This is a genomic window from Solwaraspora sp. WMMD406 (assembly GCF_029626025.1).
Classification (GTDB): Bacteria; Actinomycetota; Actinomycetes; order Mycobacteriales; family Micromonosporaceae; genus Micromonospora_E.
Map to the genome: position 1 here is coordinate 5,586,264 of NZ_JARUBF010000001.1, position 21,180 is coordinate 5,607,443.

Annotated in this window: 17 protein-coding genes and 1 pseudogene; 8 read left to right on the forward strand and 10 right to left on the reverse strand. The window is 71.1% G+C overall.

What is annotated here, in order from left to right:
• Positions 1 to 22: 22 nt before the first annotated feature.
• Both O7632_RS24725 and O7632_RS24730 read right to left on the reverse strand, forming a co-directional pair.
• The gene (locus O7632_RS24725; protein WP_278117628.1) at positions 23 to 523 is read right to left on the reverse strand and encodes a hypothetical protein; all 501 of its coding nucleotides are present in this window, start codon (positions 521 to 523) and stop codon (positions 23 to 25) included.
• Positions 520 to 3,957 carry a diguanylate cyclase gene (locus O7632_RS24730; RefSeq protein ID WP_278117629.1) on the reverse strand — a complete coding sequence of 1,146 codons (3,438 nt, stop codon included), beginning with the start codon at positions 3,955 to 3,957 and terminating at the stop codon, positions 520 to 522. The genes O7632_RS24725 and O7632_RS24730 overlap by 4 nt, the downstream gene beginning before the upstream one ends.
• A 300-nt stretch (positions 3,958 to 4,257) precedes the next feature.
• Here O7632_RS24730 and O7632_RS24735 point away from each other — a divergent pair, with 300 nt between their 5' ends.
• Positions 4,258 to 5,808 carry a S8 family serine peptidase gene (locus O7632_RS24735; RefSeq protein ID WP_278117630.1) on the forward strand — a complete coding sequence of 517 codons (1,551 nt, stop codon included), beginning with the start codon at positions 4,258 to 4,260 and terminating at the stop codon, positions 5,806 to 5,808.
• A 97-nt stretch (positions 5,809 to 5,905) separates the two neighbouring features.
• Here O7632_RS24735 and arfB read toward each other — a convergent pair whose 3' ends face one another.
• The 5 genes and pseudogenes from arfB to O7632_RS24760 all read right to left on the reverse strand — a co-directional run bounded on the left by arfB (position 5,906) and on the right by O7632_RS24760 (position 10,427).
• Positions 5,906 to 6,334 carry an alternative ribosome rescue aminoacyl-tRNA hydrolase ArfB gene (gene arfB / locus O7632_RS24740; protein ID WP_278117632.1) on the reverse strand — a complete coding sequence of 143 codons (429 nt, stop codon included), beginning with the start codon at positions 6,332 to 6,334 and terminating at the stop codon, positions 5,906 to 5,908.
• Between the two features lie 55 nt (positions 6,335 to 6,389).
• Complete coding sequence (locus O7632_RS24745) at positions 6,390 to 7,298, reverse strand: trypsin-like peptidase domain-containing protein (protein WP_278117633.1); 909 nt, start codon at positions 7,296 to 7,298, stop codon at positions 6,390 to 6,392.
• 26 nt (positions 7,299 to 7,324) lie between these two features.
• Positions 7,325 to 8,287 (reverse strand): VWA domain-containing protein, encoded by a 963-nt coding sequence (locus O7632_RS24750; RefSeq protein WP_278117635.1) that lies wholly within the window; start codon positions 8,285 to 8,287, stop codon positions 7,325 to 7,327.
• 122 nt (positions 8,288 to 8,409) lie between these two features.
• Positions 8,410 to 9,351, reverse strand: a pseudogene (locus O7632_RS24755) (DUF58 domain-containing protein); the annotation flags it as partial.
• A 32-nt stretch (positions 9,352 to 9,383) separates the two neighbouring features.
• A complete protein-coding gene (locus O7632_RS24760) occupies positions 9,384 to 10,427 on the reverse strand; it encodes a MoxR family ATPase (RefSeq protein WP_278117636.1) in 1,044 nt (347 codons plus the stop codon).
• A 291-nt stretch (positions 10,428 to 10,718) separates the two neighbouring features.
• Here O7632_RS24760 and O7632_RS24765 point away from each other — a divergent pair, with 291 nt between their 5' ends.
• Positions 10,719 to 11,648 (forward strand): endonuclease/exonuclease/phosphatase family protein, encoded by a 930-nt coding sequence (locus tag O7632_RS24765; protein ID WP_278120355.1) that lies wholly within the window; start codon positions 10,719 to 10,721, stop codon positions 11,646 to 11,648.
• 37 nt (positions 11,649 to 11,685) lie between these two features.
• Here O7632_RS24765 and cimA read toward each other — a convergent pair whose 3' ends face one another.
• A complete protein-coding gene (gene cimA, locus O7632_RS24770; RefSeq protein WP_278117638.1) occupies positions 11,686 to 13,290 on the reverse strand; it encodes a citramalate synthase in 1,605 nt (534 codons plus the stop codon).
• Between the two features lie 427 nt (positions 13,291 to 13,717).
• Here cimA and O7632_RS24775 point away from each other — a divergent pair, with 427 nt between their 5' ends.
• On the forward strand, positions 13,718 to 14,194 hold the full coding sequence (locus O7632_RS24775; protein ID WP_278117640.1) for a PRC-barrel domain-containing protein: 477 nt from the start codon (positions 13,718 to 13,720) through the stop codon (positions 14,192 to 14,194).
• 133 nt (positions 14,195 to 14,327) lie between these two features.
• Complete coding sequence (locus O7632_RS24780; RefSeq protein WP_278117642.1) at positions 14,328 to 15,068, forward strand: tyrosine-protein phosphatase; 741 nt, start codon at positions 14,328 to 14,330, stop codon at positions 15,066 to 15,068.
• 41 nt (positions 15,069 to 15,109) lie between these two features.
• On the opposite strand, the gene O7632_RS24785 is transcribed toward O7632_RS24780, so the two are convergent.
• A complete protein-coding gene (locus tag O7632_RS24785; RefSeq protein ID WP_278120356.1) occupies positions 15,110 to 16,207 on the reverse strand; it encodes a branched-chain amino acid aminotransferase in 1,098 nt (365 codons plus the stop codon).
• A 491-nt stretch (positions 16,208 to 16,698) separates the two neighbouring features.
• Entirely contained in the window at positions 16,699 to 17,730 is a 1,032-nt protein-coding gene (locus tag O7632_RS24790) for a 3-isopropylmalate dehydrogenase (RefSeq protein ID WP_278120357.1), read from the reverse strand.
• A gap of 250 nt (positions 17,731 to 17,980) precedes the next feature.
• Here O7632_RS24790 and O7632_RS32315 point away from each other — a divergent pair, with 250 nt between their 5' ends.
• The 4 genes from O7632_RS32315 to O7632_RS24805 all read left to right on the forward strand — a co-directional run bounded on the left by O7632_RS32315 (position 17,981) and on the right by O7632_RS24805 (position 21,133).
• A complete protein-coding gene (locus O7632_RS32315; RefSeq protein WP_347403598.1) occupies positions 17,981 to 18,217 on the forward strand; it encodes a transposase domain-containing protein in 237 nt (78 codons plus the stop codon).
• Entirely contained in the window at positions 18,205 to 19,338 is a 1,134-nt protein-coding gene (locus O7632_RS24795; protein ID WP_347403599.1) for an IS4 family transposase, read from the forward strand. Before O7632_RS32315 ends, O7632_RS24795 begins: the two co-directional genes overlap by 13 nt.
• Before the next feature lie 116 nt (positions 19,339 to 19,454).
• Positions 19,455 to 20,360 (forward strand): FAD:protein FMN transferase, encoded by a 906-nt coding sequence (locus tag O7632_RS24800; RefSeq protein ID WP_278117644.1) that lies wholly within the window; start codon positions 19,455 to 19,457, stop codon positions 20,358 to 20,360.
• Positions 20,361 to 20,764: 404 nt separating this feature from the next.
• Positions 20,765 to 21,133, forward strand: a complete 369-nt coding sequence (locus O7632_RS24805; protein ID WP_278117646.1) for a hypothetical protein — start codon at positions 20,765 to 20,767, stop codon at positions 21,131 to 21,133.
• Positions 21,134 to 21,180 lie beyond the last annotated feature (47 nt).

The window sequence follows — 21,180 nt, forward strand, 5'->3', positions numbered from 1 at the left end:
GGGACCCGCACCGTACGCCCGGTCAGTCGACCTCGTCGACGTCGGCGAGATCGGCGGCGCTCTCCCCCACCCGCAGCAGCGCCTCCCGGCGCGTCAGCACGGTCACCCGGTACGACATCCCGAGGTTGGACCAGATTTCGCCGCGTACGTGCAGGCAGATCCCCACGCCGGTGTCGCCGTCGGGGTGTTCGAAGAAGTCGACGGCCGGCTCGGCCAACGCCCCGACCAGGCCCTGGGTTCGTCGAGCGGTCGGGGCCACCTGCAGCAGGCCACCGGTCACCTGGATCTCGACATCGTCGAGGGCGTCGACGTCGTACCAGTGGGTGTCCGGCAGGAACAGCTGCTCGTCCACGGTGCGATGGGTGTATTCGGGGCCGGCCAGGCCGCTGTCCGGGGCGGCCCGGTCGCCGATCCAGACCGTCCCCGCGTAGTCGGTGCGCAGCCGCTGGGACTCGCTGTGCAGCTCGGTGACGAGAGAGTCGAGGCGGGGCTGGACGACGATGTGTACGGCTGCTTCGGTCACGCCCGGGACCCTAGCACCGTGGCTGCGTCACGCGGCCCGTCCGGGGCGCAGTCCAGGGCCTGATCGACCACCAGGTCCAACGAGGTGCTGCCGCCCAGTCGCCAGGCGGCGTCGAAGTCGACCGGGCCGAGGACGTGTCGCGCGGCGGCGAGACTCGCGTCGCGGCGGGTCTGCACCGCCAGTGGGGCCGCCAGGCCGTAGCGGCGGCGCAGCGAATCGACCGCCGCCAGGATCCGTACGGTCAGGGCGGGGTCGTCGACGACGATCACCTCGGCCACCGTCTCCAGCGAGGTCGCCAGGTCCGCCCGGTCGCCGAGTTCGAATCGGCGTTCCAGCGCCGCGACGAACAACCGCAGCGCGGCGGTACGGTTTCCGCCGGCCAGTTCACTCTGGCCGAGGTGGTGTAGGGCGACCGCCTCGCCGAACAGATCGCCGAGTCCGCTGGCGAGTTCGAGTGCCTCACGTGCCACGTCGGCGGCGCCCGCCGGGTCGGGTTGGGCCAGCAGGATCTCGGCCAGGCAGGTCAGGCCGAGCAGCACACCCCGGCTGTTGCCTGCTTCCCGTTCCAGGGCCAGGCACTGCTTGATGTGCCAGTCGGCGTTGGTGATGTCACCGAGACGGAGACAGATCTTGGCGAGGTTGCCGAGCGCCATCGCCATTCCCGACTTGGCGCCCAGGTCCCGCCAGACCTCCAGTCCGTAGCGGTAATGGTCGCCGGCTTCGTCGTACCGTCCGGCGAGCATCGCCGCGACGCCGAGGATGTTATGGGCCGCAGCGGTGCCCTCCTGGTCGCCGGACCGTTCGTTGAGGGTGAGACATTCGGTGCCGAGCCGGGTCGCCGTCGCCGTGTCGTCCTGGGTCGCGGCGAGCACCGCCGCCGGATAGAGCAGCCGGCGGCGGTCGGTGTCGGGCAGCCCGGTCGGGGTGGAGAGCAGTCGGTCGAGCCACTCGCGGCCGTCGCGGATCTGGTTGCCGTTGCGCCAGTGTCGCCACAGCCCGAGGCAGAGCCGGGTGGCCAGGGACAGCTCCCCGGCGGCGACGGACTGTTCCAGGGCGGCTCGCAGGTTGAGGTAGTCGTCTGCGAGCGCCTCGGCCCAGGCAGCCTGATCGGGGCCGGCCATTCCGGGGCCGGCCCGGTCGGCGTATCCGGCGAAGTGGTGCAGGAAGTTCCGCTGGTAGCGGGCCCGCCGTCCGTCGGTCAGCAGTTCTCCGGCGCGGGCCGCGATGGTGTTGAGCATGGCGTACCGGCGGGTTCCGGCGGTCCCCGGGACCGCCACCAGCAGGCTCTTGCGGACCAGTGCCTCCAGTACCGTCGTGCGGCGCTCCACCGCCGTCGGGTCGTCCCGGGCGACCGCACCGCCGTCGATCACCGCCGCCACGCCGCCATCCGCCACCGCCGGCAGGCCGACGCCGTCGATCACCGCCGCCACCGCCGTGGCGTCGGCACCCCCGGTGAAGATCACCATCGCGGTGAACGTCGCCTGCTCGTCGGGACCGAGGAGCTGATAGCTCCAGTCGACGGTGCCCCGCAGTGTCTGCTGGCGGGCCGGCCGGTCCCGGGGCCCGGGGCCGAAGACGTCCAGGTGTGGCCCGAGCCGGGCCAGCAGCGTCAGCGGGCTCATCTGGTCGACCCGGGCCGCCGCGAGCTCGATGGCCAGTGGCAGGCCGTCGAGCCGACGGCAGATCTCGGCCACCGCCGGCAGCGACGTCGCGGTCAGCTCGAAGTCGGCGTCCGCCGCGCGAGCCAGCTGGTCGAACAGGGCGATCGCCGGGTGGTCGGCGACGGCCCGGGCGACGGCGTCGGCTCCGACCGGGTCGTCGACCAGCTGCGGCAGGGGCAGGGCGGGGACCCGGTAGACCTGTTCGCCGTAGATGGCCAGGGGTTCCCGGCTGGTGGCCAGGATCCGCAGGTTTCCGGCGGCGGCCAGCAGCCGCGCCAGGTACGGACCGGCGGCGAGCACCTGTTCGAGGTTGTCCAGCACCAGCAGCACGCAGGCCTCGCCGAGGTGGCCGATCAGCGCGGGCAACTCCGGGTCGCCCGGCTGCCGGGCGATGTCGATGGCGGCGGCGATGGCGCCGACGACCTCGTCGGCGGTACGGGCGTGGTCCAGCGCGACGAAGTAGACACCGTCGTCGAACTGGTCGGCGACGCTGGCGGCCACCGACAGCGACAGCCGGGTCTTGCCGATCCCGCCCGCCCCGGCCAGGGTGACCAGTCGGCCGCTGGCGAGCAGCCGGGCGACCCGGGCCGCGTCATGTTCCCGGCCGACCAGCGCGGTCAGCGGGGTGGGCAGCCGTACCCGGCGTTCCGGTCGACTGAGCAGTTCCGGGCCGAGGGTCCAGCCGCCGGTGCCGGATCCGACCAGGCCCCGGCGGGCCCGGACCCGGTCGAGTTCACGGGCGACGGCCGCGGGCAGTCCGGCGGTCTGCCGGACGAACCAGGACACCAGCGTACGGCTGGGCTCGCCGCGCAGGGTGGTCCGCAGCCAGATTCGCAGGGTCGCTGGCGACCACGGGGTCAGTTCGAGCTGGTCGAGTTCTGGTAGGTGCAGCCCGGGTGGGTCGTACCCGGGCAGCGGGCCGGGCCGGTCGGCGTCGACGGTGGCCTGCACCAGCCCGAGTACGGCCGGCAAGACCCGGGGACGCGACCACTGGCGGAGCAGATGCGGCAGTTGTCCGGCGGCGGCCACGTCCGCGATCAGCAGCACCTGGTCGGCGAAGACCGGCATCGGCAGCGGCTCGGGGGCGGCCGGCACGGTCACCACCGCGAAGCCGCGCAGCGCCGCGAGTCGGGCCGTCTCGGCCAGGAACCGGGTGTGCCCGGCGCCGCGTTGGCCCCGGATCCGCAGTGTCCCCCGCCCGACGACGTGCAGGTGGGTGAGGAACTCGTGGGTACGGCGTAGCGCGTCGTCGCGTTCCCAGAGTCGGGATTCGTCCCGCTCGGTGATCTCGGTGTCGTCGGCGACCGCGCTGTCGCGCCCCCGTCGTTTGGCCAGGTAGTTGCGCCGGTCGGCGTGGTCGATCAGGTGGATGGGGGTACGGCCGTCCTCGGGTGCGGTCGCCACGCCGAGGCTGACCGTCAGGTGCAGCGGCGGTTCGCCGGGAAATTCGGTGGTACGGATCCGTTCGGTGAGGCGCAGGGCCAGCCGGATCGCCTCGGCGCGTCCGGTGTCGGGCAGCACCACCACGAACTCGTCGCCGCCGTAGCGGAACAGGACGTCCTGCGGCCGGCAGATGGCGCGCACCCGGTCGGCGAGTTGTCGGAGCACGAGATCGCCCCGCAGGTGGCCGTACACGTCGTTGACCGTTTTGAAGAAGTCGACGTCGAAGAGGAACACGCCGCAGGGATCGGTGCCCTTGCTGAGCTGTCGTCGCAGGTAGGGCTCCAGGAAGGCGCGCGGGCGGGCCCCCGTGACCGGATCGGTCGCCGCCACGTCGTACCCCTCAAACGCCCTCGTCGCCGCCGGCCGGCCGGCCCTCCCGCCGAAAACAGCCGGAGATGACGGCGTGGTTAACAGTGCACGTTACCTATGTCACCACAAAAATCGATGTTATCGGCAAGCCGCCAGGCTCGGAGTCAGCCGGGCCGCCGCACGTCCTACACGTTAGGAGGATGTTCGCACTCACCCGCAAGGATTCTGCTACCAATCACGTCCATCATGGTGTGATTCGTCGCGCCACTTCGGTGGGCCGATGATCACCCGATCTCTGCAGCAATCAGGAGGAACATACCGGTGCGAACCAACAATGCCCCGAACGGACGACGACAGCGACAGCGGCCCTGGGCGGCAGCCGCACTGTCGACAGTCCTCTTGCTCCTGGTCATCGGGGTGGCCGGCCCCACGGTCGCCCCGCCCGCACCTCGTACGGGCATTCCGGCGGGTGACTTCGCCAGCCTGTGGAACGGCTCGGCGGGCGCCGGGAACGGCACGACACTGTCCACCGTACGGGCCATCGTCGGTGCCGCCACCGCGACGACCGCGACACTGGACGGCACCGGCATCGGTATCGCCATGATCGACACGGGGATCGTCTCGGTGCCGGGGCTGCCGGCCGCGCGAGTGACGAACGGACCCGACCTGTCCTTCGAATCGCAGGCGGCCAACCTCCGGTGGCTCGACACCTACGGCCACGGCACGCACCTGGCCGGAATCATGATCGGCAACGAACAATCCAGTGGGACCCAGGGCCTGGCCCCCAACGCGAGACTGACCTCGATCAAGGTCGGCGCGGCGAACGGCGCGGTCGACGTCTCACAGGTCATCGCGGCCGTCGACTGGGTGGTCGCCAACCGCAACCATGACCCGTCCCACCCGATCCGGGTGCTCAATCTGGCCTACGGCAGCGCCGGCAATCCGGCTTTCTGGACCGATCCACTGCACTACGCGGTCGAGCAGGCCTGGCACGCCGGTATCGTCGTGGTGGCCGCCGCCGGCAACGACGGCAACGGGTTCGGCCGGCTCGACAATCCGGCGGCCAACCCGTACGTCATCGCCGTCGGAGCCAGCCTGACCAAGGGCACCGTGACCACCGCCGACGACGAACTGGCACCGTTCACCAACATCTCGAACGCCGGCAAGCAGGTCGACCTGCTGGCGCCGGGCGAGTCGGTGATCTCCTTGCGCAACCCTGGCGCCAACGTCGACAACACCTATCCCTCGGCCCGCGTCGGCACCACCCTGTTCCGGGGCACCGGCACCTCTCAGGCGGTGGCGGTGACCTCCGCCACCGTCGCGTTGTTGTTGCAGGCCCGCCCCTGGCTCAACCCCGACCAGGTCAAGCAGCTGCTCGTGGAGAGCGGGACCTATCTGACGGTCGGCCCCCGGGCCAGCCTCGGCCTGCGCACGCTCAACCTGCACGCGGCGCTGAGCCACAACCCGGCCTACCAGGCTCAACAGTGGACACGGTCGGACGGCACCGGACCGATCGACGCGTCCCGGGGCACCAGCCGGGTGGTCCGCAACAACGTCACCCTGCAGGGCGAGGCGAGCATTTTCGGCCCGTTCAGCAGTTCGGTCTGGGCCGGGCACTCCGCCGCCCGTACGGCGTGGAACGGCGGGGTGTGGATGGGCCACCGGATGGCCGGTGACGGCTGGACCGGCAACTCCTGGGCGACCAAGACCTGGGCACCGGCGACGTGGACGGCGCCGTCCTGGGACGGCTCGGGTTCCTGGGTCGATCCCGCCTGGTCGAGTCACTTCTGGTCGACCGGCGCGTGGACGCCGGGTGACTGGGGGTCGCACTTCTGGTCCACCGACAGCTGGGCCGGATCCTGCTGGTGTTGACCGTACCGCCGGCCGGTCGCACCACCGACCGGCCGGCGGTCCACCATGTCAGGTGCGCCGAGCGCGTCGGGTGCGGCGAGCCCGTCGCGTCCGGTCGTCAGTCGTCGTCGCCACGACGTAGCCGTTTCGTCTGCGCCCGACGCTTCTTGTCCGAGATCCGGCGCTCCTTGGCCGCGCGCGACGGCCGGGTCGGGCGGCGCGGCGCGGCCGGCGGCGCGACCGCGTCCCGGAGCAACTCGGCCAACCGTTGCCGGGCAGCCGCGCGGTTGGCCAACTGCGCCCGGTGCTCGCTCGCCGCGATGGTCAACACACCGTCGACCAGCCGCCCGGACAGCCGGTCCAGTGCCCGTTGCCGAAGCCAGTCCGGCAGCGCCGCCGACGCCCGTACGTCGAAGGACAGCTCCACCCGGGAATCGGCCGTGTTGACCCCCTGGCCGCCCGGCCCCGAGGACCGGGAGAACCGCTCCCGCAACTCGCGTGCCGGGATCACCACGGTGTCGGTGATCCGGAGGTCTCCTGCCGCCATCGCCTGACAGTACCGGCGCTCGCGTCACCAGCCGCGATGTCATCCGCCGACGGGGTCATCCGCCGCGACGGATGATCTCGTCGGCCGCCTGTTCGGCCCGCTGGATCGGGATCGCGAACCCGATCCCGATCGAGCCGGCACCCTCAAGGGTGGCGATCGCGGTGTTCACGCCGATCACCTCGCCGTCGGCGTTGACCAACGGGCCACCCGAGTTACCCGGATTGATGGAGGCGTCGGTCTGGACCGCGGTCCGCCGCCCCCCGTTGCCCAACCGGACCTCGCGGTCCAGTGCGCTGACGATACCGGCCGTGACCGTACCGGACAGGCCAAGTGGGGACCCGACCGCCAGCACCGCCTCGCCGACCTGGGTGGACCCGGTCTGGGCGAGCACCAACGGACGCAGCCCGGCCGACGGCGACACCCGCAGTACGGCGATGTCGCTGCCCGGATCCCGCCCCACCACCTCGGCCACGATCCGGCGACCGTCCGGGGCGACCACACTGACCTGGTGACCGTTCAGCGGGGTACCAGGTAGGCTGTCGCCGTCCAGAATATGGTCGTTGGTGATGATGTGATGATGGTCGTCGATCGCGAAGCCCGAGCCGCTGGAGACCATGGCACCCCGGCTGATCTGCACCGACACCACGCCCGGCAGGACCTGGGCGGCGGCGGCCACCAGGTCCGCCGGCACCCCGGCGCTGGCCGACGCAGACGGCGACGGTAGGCCGGCGGCCAGCCGGGCCGGCCCGTTCTCCCAACCGGCCACCACTCCCCCGGCCAGCCCCCCCGAGGTCACCGACAGCGCCAGGACCGCGCTGGCGGCCAGCAGCCTGCGCCGCCAACGACCCGGACCGTCCGGGCCGGACGGGCCGTCCGTCGCGGCGGCGGCCGCCGCCCACGGATCGGTTACGGGCGAGACGAACCAAGGGCCGCGCGGCTCGCCCAGCCCGGTAGGCACGGTCATGGTGTCCTCCACGTAGGTCGGTCCGGTCAAGGCAGGCGGGCGAACCACAGCATCGAGGTCCCGGCGGCGATCAGGGCCAGGACCAGCCCGAGCCCGATGAACCGGGCCGATACGTCGGCCGGCTCCAGCCGGTAACCGACCGACGTGCCGATGTCGGCGTAGACCGCGTTGAGTTCCCGGCTGCTCGCCGCCTCGTGATAGGCACCGCCGGTGAGTTCGGCGACCGCCTTGAGGTTCTCGCCGTCCACCGGGACCCGCAGCGGCCGGCCGCCGCCGTAGTCGATGTATCCGGCGTCGGTGCCGACCGAGATGGTGTCGATCGGAATGCCGGCCTCGACCGCCTCCGCCGCCGCCGACTCGGGCGAACGACCAGAGGTGTTCGCCCCGTCGGAGAGCAGCACGATCCGCGCGGGTGGCGTCTCCTGCGCGGCCCGGGCGTCCAACGACCGGATCGCCTCCAGCGAGGTCTTGATCGCCTCGCCGATCGCGGTGCCCTGAGCCCCGGTGATCCCCTCGGCCAGCCGGTCGATCCCGGCGCCGAGCGCTTCCCGGTCGGTGCCCGGCCCGACCAGCACGGAGGCGTTACCGGCGAACGCCACCAGGCCCACGTTGAACTGTGCCGGCAGGGTGTCGACGAACTCGTGCGCCGACCGTTTCGCCGCGGTGAGCCGGTCCGGCCGTACGTCGCCGGCGAGCATCGACGTCGACACGTCCACCGCCACCATCACGGTGGCCCGTTCGCGGGGCACCCGTACCTCGTCCATCGGGCGGGCGAACCCGACCACCAGCAGGGCCAGCATGGCCAGGAACAGGCCGGCCGGCAGATGCCGCCGCCACGCCGGTCGCCGGGGAGCCACCCGGTCGAGCAGCCGAAGGTTGGTGAAGCGCACCGCGTACCGGCTGCCCCGGCGTTGCATGATCACGTATCCGACGGCCAGTGCCGCCACACCGGCCAGTAGCCACAACCGCTCCGGGGATTGCCAACTCATCGGTTCCTCCGTCGCTGTCCGCTCGCCGCCCCTGACCCTGCCACCCCGGCCAGTCCCGCTGACCCAGCCGGCCCTGCCGACGCCGCCGCCCCAGCTGACCCCGTCGGCCTTGACCCCGCCGGCCCCGCCGGCCCCGCCGGTACGGCGGACAGCTGCCGCTGCCGGTGCACGTGCCGGACGATGTCGTTCACCCAGTCCCGGTCGGTCCGCAGCACCAGATGCGCCGCGCCCGCCCGACGGATCGCCCGGGCCACCAGGTCCCGCTGCTCGGCGGCGGCCCGCGCGTACCGCTCACGCAGTTCCCGGTCGGCGGTGGAGAACTCCCGCCGCCGGCCGCTCTCCGGATCTTCGAGGGTGATCACCCCGACATCCGGGAGCTCCAGTTCACGAGGGTCGATGACCTCCACCACGAGGGTCTGCTGGGCGGCGGCCAACCGGCGCAGCGCCACTTCCCAGTCCGGCCGCTCGTCGGCACCGTCCGGCAGGCCGTCGAGGAGGTCGGAGACCACCACGGCCAGGCCGCGCCGGGTCGCCGCCCGCCGCAGCCCGTCGATGGCATCGGCGAGGGCGGGCGCGGGCGGATCGTCGCGCCGGTCGGCCCGGGGCGCGGCCAGCAACGCCCGGAGTACGTAGTGGAGGTGGTCGCGGCTGGCGGCGGTGGGAAACCGCCGTACGCCGCCCGGCGCGAGCAGGTGGGCCCCGAGTCGGTTGCCGATCCCGGCGGTGAGGAAACCGACGGCGGCGACGGCGGCCACCGCGAGTTCCCGCTTCTCCAGTTCGCCGGTGCCGAAGTCCATGCTGGCCGTGCCGTCGACCAGCACCCAGCAGGTCAGCTCCCGGTCGGCGTCGACCTCACGCACGTGCGGCACGGTGGTGCGGGCGGTCACCGCCCAGTCCATCCGGCGCACCTCGTCGGAGCCGGGGCGATACTCCCGGCTGCCGGCCAGCTCGCTGCCGGCACCGGGCAGCAGCCCGAGGTGCTGGCCGTGCAGCAGACCGTCCAACCGGCGGGTGACCACCAGTTCCAGCGTGCGCAGATGTGCCGGCGGGGTCAGCTCCGACACCGTGGCCGGACCGAGCGGCTCCCGGTCGACGGTCACGCCACTGCCGCCAGTCCGGCCCGGGGATCGTGCGCCGGGGCGATCCGCGGTGGCGGAACCACCTGGACCAGCCGACGGACGATCGACTCCGCGCTGACTCCGTCGGCCACCGCGTCGAAGGAGAGCACCAGCCGGTGCGCGATCACGTCCACGGCGAGTTCCCGGACGTCCTCCGGCAGGACGTAGTCCCGGCCGCGCAACAGGGCCAACCCTCGGGCGGCGGCGACCAGGCCGAGGGTGGCGCGCGGGCTGGCCCCGTAGACGAGCAGGCCGTGCAGCTCCGGCAACCCGAACAGCTGCGGTCGCCGGGTGGCCAGCACCAACCGGACGATGTACTCGGCCAGCGCGTGGTGCACGAAGATGTCCCGGGCCTGCTGCTGCATCGCGTGCAGTTGCCCGATGTCGAGCACCCGGCGGGGTTGCGGACGGTCCACGCCCATCCGATAGAGAATGCCCAGTTCCTCCTCGTCGGTCGGGTAGTCGACGACGACCTTCATCAGGAACCGGTCCCGCTGCGCCTCCGGCAGCTGGTAGACCCCTTCGGACTCGATCGGGTTCTGGGTGGCCAGCACCAGGAACGGCTCCGGTACGGGATAACTCCGTCCGCCGATGGACACCTGACGCTCGGCCATCGCCTCCAACAGCGCCGACTGCACCTTCGCCGGAGCTCGGTTGATCTCGTCGGCCAGCACCAGATTGGCCATCACCGGGCCGAGTTCGACGTCGAACGTCTCGGTTGACGCCCGGTATATCCGGGTACCGACGATGTCCGACGGCACCAGGTCCGGGGTGAACTGGATCCGGGAAAAGGTACCGCCGACCGCTACCGCCAGGGTCTGCGCGGCGAGCGTCTTGGCGATTCCGGGCACTCCTTCGAGCAGACAGTGCCCGTTGGCCAGCAGCGCGGTCAACAGCCGTTCGACCAGCCGGTCCTGGCCGACGATGACCCGTTTGACTTCGAACAACGCCTGCTCGAGGGCTACTGCCGCCGGATCAGTGCCAACTGCAAGGTCCGTGGTGATCTGTGGCTCGGTCGTCATAGCACCGTCCTCGACACTGGTCGTCAATGCCGGGCCGGTCCGATGTCGGGCGTGCCCGGCGCCCGCCGGGGGTTGCCCCGGATCGCCGCGGTCTAACGCCGCCGCACCGCTCCGACCGGGTGAACCGTGCCATCGGCTCGGGAGCACCGGGGCGGCTGACCGGCGGCTCCGGGTCGGGTGGCGCGGTGGAAAGCCGATACGGTGCGCGGTGTGGATGTACGGACCGAATCCGCGCCGGCAGCGGCGACCAGCGCCTGGCGGCGCGCCTGGCGGGCCTGGTGGGCCTGGCTACTGGTGCTGCCCGGCCTCGGCTGGGCGCTGATCCGCCTCGTCGGCTGGGAACCGGGTCCGCTGGTCCCGCTGCTCGCCTTCACCCCGTACGTCGCGGCCTGGGCGGTGCTGCCGCTGGTGCTGTCGGTGGCGCTGCGCCGGTGGTGGGCCGGGGCGGCGGCCGCACTGGCCGTCGCGCTGCTGGCGATCGCGGTCCTGCCCCGGATGGTGCCCGACGGTTCCGCGACGGACCAGGCGGTGACGGACCGGACCCGGATCCGGGTGGCGACGGTGAATCTGCTTGCCGGAGCGGCGGATCTGTCGGTGGTGATGGAGCTGCTGCGCCGCGAGCGGGTCGACGTGCTGATGATGCAGGAGTTCACCCCGGACGCCGAGGCCGAACTGGACCGGCTCGGGGTGGTCGAATCGCTGCCGTACCGCCGGGCGGACGCCGAGGTGGGCACCACCGGGTCGGCGGTCTACTCCCGCTTTCCGCTCACCGACGTCGGCGTGCGCCGCAACGAGGGCGGCTTCGCCCAGTCGTACGGCACGATCCAGCCGCCGGGCTCCCCGCCGCTGCTGGTCGAGTCGGCGCACCCGATGGCCCCGTACGCGTGGCACACGCTCGAGCTGTGGCGTACCGACCTGGCCGCCCAGCCGCGTCCCGACCCGGACTCGGCACCGCGGATCCTGGCCGGGGACTTCAACGCGACCCTGGACCACGCGGCGCTGCGTCGGCTGATCGCGGCCGGCTACGTCGACGCGGCGGCGGCGACCGGCCACGGGCTGGTCGGCACCTGGGGGCCGTACGACGGCAGCTGGATTCCGCCGGTGACCCTGGACCGGGTGCTGGTCGACCGCCGGATCGGGGTCGACTCGGTGGTGGTACACACGGTGCCCGGCAGCGACCATCGGATGGTCGTCGCCGGGCTGGTGCTGCCACCACCGTGAACCCGCGTCCCGGGCCGCGCCGGGTGTCCCGAAGGACTCAGACGGCGGCGGAGGTCCGGGCCCGCTCCAGACCGTAGGTAAGGGCGTCGACCAGGGCGTGCCAGCTGGCCTCGACGACGTTCTCGTGTACGCCGACCGTGGTCCAGTCCCGGGCGTTGCCGTCGACCGTCTCGACCAGCACCCGGGTGATCGCCCCGGTGCCGTGGCTGCCTTCGAGGATCCGCACCTTGTAGTCGGCCAGCTGGAAGTCGGCCAGATCGGGGTAGTGACTGCGCAAGGCGACCCGCAGCGCCTCGTCGAGGGCGTTGACCGGGCCGTTGCCCTCGGCGGTAGCGATCACCCGCTCGCCGCGTACCCGGACCTTGACGGTGGCCTCGGAGACGACCGCGCCGTCCTCGCGGTGCTCGACCAGCACCCGGTAGGACTCCAGGGCGAACGGCCGGACGGTGGCCGGGCCGCCGTCGGCGGCGAGTTCGGAGCGGACGAGCAGTTCGAACGACGCGTCGGCGGCTTCGAAGGACCAGCCCCCGGCTTCGAGTGCCTTGACCCGTTTGGTGACCCGGGACAGGGCCTCCGGATGGCCGGCCAGGTCCAGACCGAGTTCACGACTCTTCAACTCGATGCTGGCCCGGCCGGCCATCTCGGTCACCAGGATCCGCATGTCGTTGCCGACAACCGACGGGTCGACGTGGTTGTACAGCAGCGGATCCACCTTGATCGCACTCGCGTGCAGCCCCGCCTTGTGAGCGAAGGCGGCGGCCCCGACGTAGGCCTGGTGGGTGTCGGGGGCGATGTTGGCGATCTCTGCGATGGCGTGCGAGACGCGCACCATCTGCCCCAGGCAGCCGTCCGGTAGGACCGGCAGCCCGAGCTTGAGTTGCAGGTTGGCGACGACGGCGAACAGGTCGGCGTTGCCGGGCCGTTCGCCGTAGCCGTTGGCGGTGCCCTGGAAGTGGCGTACGCCGGCTTCGACGGCGGCGATGGTGTTGGCCACCGCGCAGGAGGTGTCGTTCTGGCAGTGGATGCCGAGCCGGTCGGCACCGAGCCCGGTCCGCCCGACCAGGTCGGTGATGGCCGCGCCGATCTGGGACGGCAGCATGCCGCCGTTGGTGTCGCACATCACGACGACCTCGGCGCCGGCTTCGGCGGCGGCCGCGACCACGGACGCGGTGTACGCCGGATCGTGCCGGAACCCGTCGAAAAAGTGTTCGCAGTCGAGGAAGACCCGTCGGCCCTCGGCGACGAAGTGCGCGACGGTCTCGGCGACCATCGCCAGGTTCTCGGCACCGCTGGTCCGCAGCGCCCGTTCGACGTGCCGGATGTCGGACTTGGCGACCAGGCACACGGCTGGGGTCTCGGCGTCGAGCAGGGCCCGGACCTGCGGGTCCTCGGTGATCCGTACGCCGGCCTTGCGGGTGGCACCGAACGCGACCAGGACGGCGTGCCGCAGGTCGAGTTCGGTGCGGGCTCTGCGGAAGAACTCGGTGTCCTTGGGCATCGCTCCGGGCCAGCCACCCTCGATGAAGCCGACGCCGAAGTCGTCGAGCAGCCGCGCGACCGCGAGTTTGTCGACCACCGAGTAGCTGATACCTTCCCGCTGCGCTCCGTCACGCAGCGTGGTGTCGTAGACCTGAAAAGTCATGGTGTTCCCTTTCGCTGGGGTCGTCGCGCCGCGCGCCGTCGGGGCATCGGGCCGCAGGCGTGGGTCGCGCCGCTGGATGCCGCGATCGGCCGGCTGATCGGCCGTGGAGTTCCGCCGCCCTGGTCACCTGGGTCGGCCGGCAAACGACGGCCAACAAAAAGACCCCCCGCGAATGCGGGAGGTCTGCGCGCTCGGCGGGCGGGTGCCGGGCGCGCTAGCAGCCAATAATGAGTACGAGGCGAGTCACGCTGGGTACTCTGCCACCGATCCGGGATTCGCCGGTAGTCGAATCCACATCTCGGGACGACGTGGTTCCGGTCAACGAGACGACCTGGCTCCGGTCCACCACAGGTGTAGATATCGACTGATCTGGGTACGTCGTGACGGACAACGAATTCCGTTCCGCCGAGCGAAGGAGTGAGGTCACATGGACAGGCTCGATCCGCAGACCACCCCAGCGCAGGCCACCGATCCGATGCCGTACGACGGTCAGGACACGGTTGCCGGGGGCACCCCGGCCGGCGCGTTCGATCCGTGGCGCTACCGCGACGACGCGGGGGTCGACGGAGCCAACCTGGTCGGCTACAAGGTCGAAGCGACCGACGGCGGTATCGGCAAGATCGACGCCGCCAGCGACGACGTGCAGACCCACTACCTGGTCGTCGACACCGGCCCCTGGATCTTTGGCAAGAAGGTCCTGCTGCCGGCGGGCGTGGTCAACCACGTCGACCACGACGAGGAGAAGGTGTACGTCGACCGGAGCAAGGACCAGATCAAGGAAGCCCCGGAGTACGACGAGACGCACGGCTCGGAACCCGGCTACCACGACAAGCTGGGCAGCTACTACGCCGGCACCTACGGCGGTGCCCCGGTCCCACCGATCGCCCCCGGGCGACTGCTGTAATCCACCGCCGCGGGCTGAGCACGAACAAACGCATCGTAGGCGGACGCGCGGCGGTCCGCGACGACGACGGTGACGTCGATCGTCGCGGACCGCCGCGCGTCCGTCGGGCGGCCGACTCGCTACCGTGGACGCCATGGATGTCGCCCCCGTCTCGCGTTCGCTCGCTTTCTCCACCATGTTCAACTTCCGCGACATCGGCGGCTACCAGGGCCTCGACGGCCGTACGGTCCGCTGGCAGCGCGTCTATCGCGCCGACTCCCCGCACCGGTTGGACACCGACGACGAGGCCGCGTTCACCGCGCTCGGCGTACGGACCGTGATCGACCTTCGCCGACCGGCCGAGATCGACCAGTACGGCCGCATCCGGCACGCCGACGGGCTGGACTATCACAACGTCCACCTGGTGCACCAGGACTGGAATGAGATCCCGTACTCCGAAGACCAGGGTGCCGCGCGCTACCTGGCCGACCGTTACCACGATCTGGCCGAGCAGGCGGCCGACGGCATCGTCGCGGCGATCTCCCTGATCGCCGAGGAGCAGACCGCCCCGACCGTGGTGCATTGCATGGCCGGCAAGGACCGCACCGGGGTGGTCTGCGCGATGACGCTGTCCCTGCTGGGGGTCCGGGACTCGGTGATCGCCGAGGACTACGCGTTGAGTACGGCCGGCAGCGACCGGCTGCTGGCCTGGCTGCATACCCAGCACGAGACCAAGAGCCTGGTGCCGGTGCCGTACTTCTCCTGCCCGGCGGAGGCGATGCAGATGTTCCTGACGGAACTCGGCCAGCGCCATGGCTCGGTGGAGGGATATCTGCGCGACGCCGGGCTGCCGGGCGACCGGATCGTCGCGCTGCGGGAGCACCTGCTGAGCTGAGTTCAGCCGAGCGGCTTCGCCCGCAGCGCGACCGGTCCGGATCAGGCGACCCGGTGCACCCACCCGTCCTGGTCGGCCACCCGGCCACGCTGGATGTCCACCAGCGTCTGGCGCAGTGCCATGGTCACCTCGCCGGGGCCGCCGTCGGCGACCACGAACTCGCCCTCCGGGGAACGGACCCGGCCGATCGGGGTGATCACGGCGGCGGTCCCGCACGCGAAGGTCTCCCGCAGCTTGCCGCTGGCCGCGTCGGCCCGCCACTCGTCGATGCCGACCGGTCGTTCGGTCACCTCGTGCCCGGCCCGGCGGGCCAGGGTGATCACGGATTCGCGGGTGATGCCCGGCAGGATCGCGCCGGTCAACGGGGGCGTGGCGATCGAGCCGTCGTCGTAGACGAAGAAGACGTTCATCCCGCCGAGTTCGTCGACGTATCGCCGCTGCACGGCGTCGAGGAAGACCACCTGGTCGCAGCCGTGCTCCATCGCCTCGGCCTGGGCCACCAACGAGGCGGCGTAGTTGCCGCCGCACTTGGCCGCCCCGGTGCCGCCGGGCGCGGCCCGGGTGTAGTGCGGTGAGGCCCACACCGTCACCGGTTTGACCCCACCGGAAAAGTAGGAACCGACCGGTGAGGCGATCACCACGTAGAGATATTCGCGGGCCGGTCGCACGCCGAGGAAAGCTTCACTGGCGAACATGAACGGACGGAGGTAGAGGCTGCCGTCCTCACCATCGGGAATCCACTGTCGATCAGTGGTGATCAGGTGTCGCAGGGAGTCCAAAAAGGTCTGTTCGGGTAGCGCCGGCATCGCCATCCGGGCGGCGGAGGCGACGAATCGGGCGGCGTTGGCGTCGGGTCGGAACAGGGTCACCCCGCCGTCCGCCGCCTGGTATGCCTTGAGACCTTCGAAGATCTCCTGGGCGTAGTGCAGCACGGCCGTGGCCGGGTCCATCGGGATCGGGCCACGCGGCTCGACCCGCGCGTCGTACCAGCCCTTGCCCTCGGCGTACCGAATCGTGACCATGTGGTCGGTGAAGATCTGACCGAATCCGGGATTGGCCAGCAGCGCGGCGCGTTCCCCGGCAGCTACCGGGTGCGGATTTGGACGGATCTCGAAATCGAGTTTGTCACCGCCGATCATCGGGCTGACCTCCATGGCGAGAATTGACGAAGCTGTGTCATGCAATTTACCCCGAACGTTCGTTCAGCGGGAGCCGCGACGGGCTGGCGGTCCCGCACGGTGTCGGCGTGCTCCCGGTGTACGGCCGGGACCAGTTGGCTGGCGTCAGCCGGGCCGACGAGATCTCGCCGGCCGGCGGTAGGGTCGTGATGAGGCCGTGGACGAGGAGGATGGCCGCGCGCCACCAGGTCGGCGGGCACACGACCGACCGGGCCGAACCCACCGGGGTGGGCCGGCTCGGGCGGGAATGCGGTGCGGCTGTCGACGGCACCGTCGAACTTCCGTCGACCCGACGAACCCGTCGCTCTCGCGACCCGACCAGGTCACCGATGGAGGCTGCGGTCGACTCCGACCAGTGGCCGGGTCGTCGGTCGACGTCTCGGGCGTGGTCGGCTGTCCGTCTCCGCGCCGGTCGATCGGTCATCGCCCGGTGCCGGAGACTGGATGGATGGTCAGCCCGTGGCGTGGGCGGCGAGCCGGTCGCCGATCTCGGCGGTACGCAGCGGGGCTCCCGGGGTACGGGAGGCCAACTCGGCCGCGACCGCCCCGGCTACTCGCTCGGCCGCAGCGGGATGTCCCAGGTGATCGAGCATCAGGGAGGTGGACAGGACGGCGGCGACCGGGTCGGCGACGCCCTTGCCCGCGATGTCCGGAGCGGATCCGTGCACCGGCTCGAACATGGACGGGTACCGCCGCTCGGGATTGATGCACCCGCTGGCGGCCAGTCCGATCCCACCGGTCACCGCCGCGGCGATGTCGGTGAGGATGTCACCGAACAGGTTGTCGGTGACCACGACGTCGTACCGCTGAGGGTGGGTGACCATGAACATGGCCGCGGCGTCGACGTGCTGGTATTCGGTTTCGATCCCGGGGAAGTCCGCCTTGACGGCGGCGAACGCGCGCGACCACAGCGAACCCGCGTGGGTCAGCACGTTGGTCTTGTGCACCAGTGTCACCTTGCGCCGCTCGCGGCGCTGCGCCCGGGTGAACGCGTCCCGGATCACCCGTTCGACGCCGTGCCGGGTGTTGAGGCTCTCCTCGGTGGCGACCTCGGCCGGCGTGTCGCGGTGCAGGGTGCCCCCGGCGCCGGCGTACAGACCCTCGGTGCCCTCGCGGACCACCACGAAGTCGATCTCGCCGGGCTTGACCCCGCCGAGCGGGCTGGCCGTACCCGCCCAGAGTCGGGCCGGACGCAGGTTGACGTACTGATCGAAGGCGAAGCGGAGTTTGAGCAACAGGCCTCGCTCCAGGACGCCGGGCGGGACCGTGGGGTCACCGACCGCGCCGAGCAGGATGGCGTCGTGACCGGCGAGTTCGTCGAGCACCGAGTCGGGCAGCACTTCGCCGGTACGGTGGTAACGGGCGGCACCGAGGTCGTACTCGGTGGTCTCCACACCGGGGAGCACCGCGTCGACGACCTTGCGGGCCTGCGCGGTCACCTCGGACCCGATGCCGTCGCCGGCCACCACCGCGATCCGCGCCATCGCCACGTCCACTCCCTCGCCCACATCGGTCAACGCCTAGCGAACGTTAAGCGATCATCCCGGTTGCCGGTACGGACGTCCCACCATTCGGACTGCATCGGACCAGATCCACGCCTTCCGGGCTAGGGCCAACGCCGCTCGGTTAAGCCGTTGCGGCAGCGGTCAAGGGTGTGTCGGTCGGACATGGGAAAGCGGAGTTCCTGTAACGAGGTGAGTCACTCCAAGACGCCTCGAGACCAGGAACTCCGCTTTGGTCGATCAGATTGCCATAACTCGGACGGTGCGGGTAGCCGCAGGTGTGTTCGCGCCGGGTCATCTGGGTGAGTTGACCCAGTTCCTGCCCTTCGAGATGGTCGATGAGGTCCTTGCCGCGACCCGTCGTACCCAGCAGCGGATCCGGCTACTCCCGGCCCGGGTCGTGGTCTACCTCGTCCTCGCAGGCTGCTTGTTCGCCGAACTCGGCTACGGGCAGGTGTGGCGGAACTGACCGCCGGTCTGACCGGGCTGGATCTGACCGAGCCGGCCTCAGGCACGTTACGGGAGGCGCGTCAGCGGCTCGGGTCGACGCCGTTGCGGGCCCTGTTCGATCTGCTGCGCGGCCCGGCGGTCACCACGGCGACGCACGCCGTGCGGTGGCGGGGCCTGCTGGTGACAGCGATCGACGGGACCACGATGTCGGTCGCCGACGCCGAGGCGGTCCGGGTCCGTTACCGCAAACAACGGGGTAACCACGGCGGCGCGGGCTACCCGGCACTACGGCTGAGTGTCCTGCTGACCTGCGGCACCCGCTCGATCATCGACGCCGTGTTCGCTCCACTCGGCACCAGCGAACTCGACCAGGCCCGCTCCCTGGCCCGGAGCCTGGCCGCCGGGATGCTGCTGTTGGCCGACCGTAACTACGCCGCCGCCGACCTCATCCAGACACTCGCCGCCACCAGGGCCGACCTGCTGATCCGCTGCAAGAACGGCCGCCGCCTGCCGGTGATCCGCCGGTACCACGACGGATCCTGGCTGTCGACCATCGGCACGGTACGGGTGCGGGTCGTGGACGCTGAGATCAGCGTCCAGACCATCGACGGCGTCCGCACGGGCGGCTACCGGCTGATCACCACCCTGCTCGACCCACGCACCCACCCGGCCGGCGAACTGATAAAGCTGTACCACCGCCGGTGGGAGGTCGAAACCGCCTACCTGGAGATCAAATCCAGCATCCTCGGCGGCCGGGTCCTGCGCGCGCGTACTCCCGACGGCATCGACCAGGAGGTCTACGCCCTGCTGGTCGTCTACCAGATCCTGCGTAACGCCATGACCGACGCCACCGACAGCCGGCCCGGCACCGGCCCTGACCGGGCCAGCTTCACCACCGCCCTGAACGCCGCCCGCGACCAGGTCACCCACGCCGCCGGCGTCCTCGCCGACACCGTCATCGACCTGGTCGGCGCCATCGGTCGTGCGGTTCTGGCCCACCTGCTACCTGAGCGTCGGATCCGGGTGAAGACCCGCATGATCAAACGCTCGAACTCCAAGTACCAAGCCCGCGGACCCAACGTAGACCGACGCAGCTACAAAGCCACCATAGCCATCGATATAATCACAAACACTTGCTAACCATCCACCCGCCCTAACCGAGCGGCGTTGGGGCTAGGGCAGGTCCGGAACTGCCAGACGCCCAGCAAGCACACAGCGGGGCTTAACACCACGCTCACCCCACCCGACTACCGTAGGTGACGACCGGGAACCGGGCACCGGTGAAGGAGACACGACGATGGCGACACCCCGCGCCGCCCAGCCAGTCCCACCCGACCTCGAGGTGGGTCCGGTCGGCCCGGCACACCGCGCGACGACGCGGTTCGCCGCCGGTCGTGGTCGCCCGGCACACCGTCACCACCTCGACCAGCGACTACCAACTGATCCTCGTGGCCGGCGAGCGAATCGGTCGGCGCGGCCTGAGTGAGGCGATCAGCGACGCCGTCGCCGAGCTACGGGCCATCGACGTCACCTACAGCCCGCTACGGCGCAACAGCCTGGTCTCGCTGCTGCGCCGGGGCGAGGTCTCCGCCGAGGTCTACCCGCCGCTGGCGGACATCGTCGGACGGTGCGAGGCGATGCGCACGGCGACCGACGGATGGTTCGACCCATGGGCGGTCCCCGGCGGCTTCGACCCGGCGGGCATGATCAAAGGATGGGCGATCGAACGGGCGGCGAGCCGGTTACGCGCCGCCGGGATCTGCGACTACGCCGTGGTCAGCGGCGGTGACCTGACCGTACGTGGACACGCGCCGCACGGCGGGCCGTGGCGGATCGCGCTGCGGCAGTCCTCGTCCGCCGCGTCGGGCGGCACCCGGACGACGATCGTGACCATGGTGGACGGCGCGATCGGCACGTCCGGGATGACCAACCGGCGTGGGCCGGTGATCGACCCGCGAACCGGCGCGGCGGTGCACCGGGCCGGCGCGGCGATGGTGCTCGGCGCCGACCTGGCCATCGCCGACGGGTACGCCACGGCGCTCTACGCCGCCGGGACCGCCGGCCACGCCTGGTTTCCCACAGTGGACGGCTATCGGCCCCTCGGGCTGGTGGATGTGGACAGTGCCCCGTCGGCGGCCGGGCGACTGGTGGACCCCGACTGACATCCGGCCCCGGCCAGCTCCCGCGACCTCGGCAATGATCACGGGAGCTGACCGGCGACACGTGCGCTTGGCGCGCGCACCGGGGGTGCCGGGTCACCCGACGGACGGCGGTGCGGTCGGACGTCACCCGAAGACGTGACCGCACCGAGACGACCTGCGGGCGAACCGCCTCCACAAGCTATCGATTCCGTACAACCGGGCGCAAGGCTGCGAATTCTCCGCCCGTACCGCAGCCGCAGCAGACCGCGCCACAGCCGCATCGGACCGACACCGGAGCCGGCGCGGCACGGACCGGTGCGGAGCCGGCGCGGCACGGGCCGACACCGCGACGGCGAGCGGGGCCGGACACACCGAGTAGGGACTGGGCTGGAAAGGACGACGGGGCGGATGGCACGCTGTCCGGCGTGACATTCGATCTCGTCGTATGGGCGTTGGACGATCGGTCCACGTCGGCGGACGTACACGCCGCGCATGAGTTGTGTCGGCAGGGCGAGCATAGCGATGGTGCCGCCGACCGCCGGATAACGTCGTTCTATGCCGCGCTGACCGCCCACTATCCCGATCGGGGTGCCGATTCGACCAGCGACAAATCTCCGTGGGCAAACGTTCCACTACACACCGCGACCGACCATGTCGAAATGAACCTGCGGCACAGCTGCGACGACGAGGTCCTGTTGGCCATCGAACGGCTGGCCCAGGAGCACCGGCTGCTGCTGCTCGACCCGCAGGACGGGTCGGTGTATCCGCCAGCCGCCAGCGCGCCGGCCCACTGAACTGGCCCGATCCCGGGGTGGTCCGGCGACGGCGGCTGCCGGACCAC

Bases quoted from the DNA above. Each gene is read 5' to 3' on its own strand.
- O7632_RS24775 (WP_278117640.1), top strand. From the start codon at position 13,718: ATGGACAGGCTCGATCCGCAGACCACCCCAGCGCAGGCCACCGATCCG.
- O7632_RS24785 (WP_278120356.1), bottom strand. From the start codon at position 16,207: ATGATCGGCGGTGACAAACTCGATTTCGAGATCCGTCCAAATCCGCAC.
- arfB (WP_278117632.1), bottom strand. From the start codon at position 6,334: ATGGCGGCAGGAGACCTCCGGATCACCGACACCGTGGTGATCCCGGCA.
- O7632_RS24790 (WP_278120357.1), bottom strand. From the start codon at position 17,730: ATGGCGCGGATCGCGGTGGTGGCCGGCGACGGCATCGGGTCCGAGGTG.
- cimA (WP_278117638.1), bottom strand. From the start codon at position 13,290: ATGACTTTTCAGGTCTACGACACCACGCTGCGTGACGGAGCGCAGCGG.
- O7632_RS24780 (WP_278117642.1), top strand. From the start codon at position 14,328: ATGGATGTCGCCCCCGTCTCGCGTTCGCTCGCTTTCTCCACCATGTTC.
- O7632_RS24760 (WP_278117636.1), bottom strand. From the start codon at position 10,427: ATGACGACCGAGCCACAGATCACCACGGACCTTGCAGTTGGCACTGAT.
- O7632_RS24745 (WP_278117633.1), bottom strand. From the start codon at position 7,298: ATGACCGTGCCTACCGGGCTGGGCGAGCCGCGCGGCCCTTGGTTCGTC.
- O7632_RS24750 (WP_278117635.1), bottom strand. From the start codon at position 8,287: ATGAGTTGGCAATCCCCGGAGCGGTTGTGGCTACTGGCCGGTGTGGCG.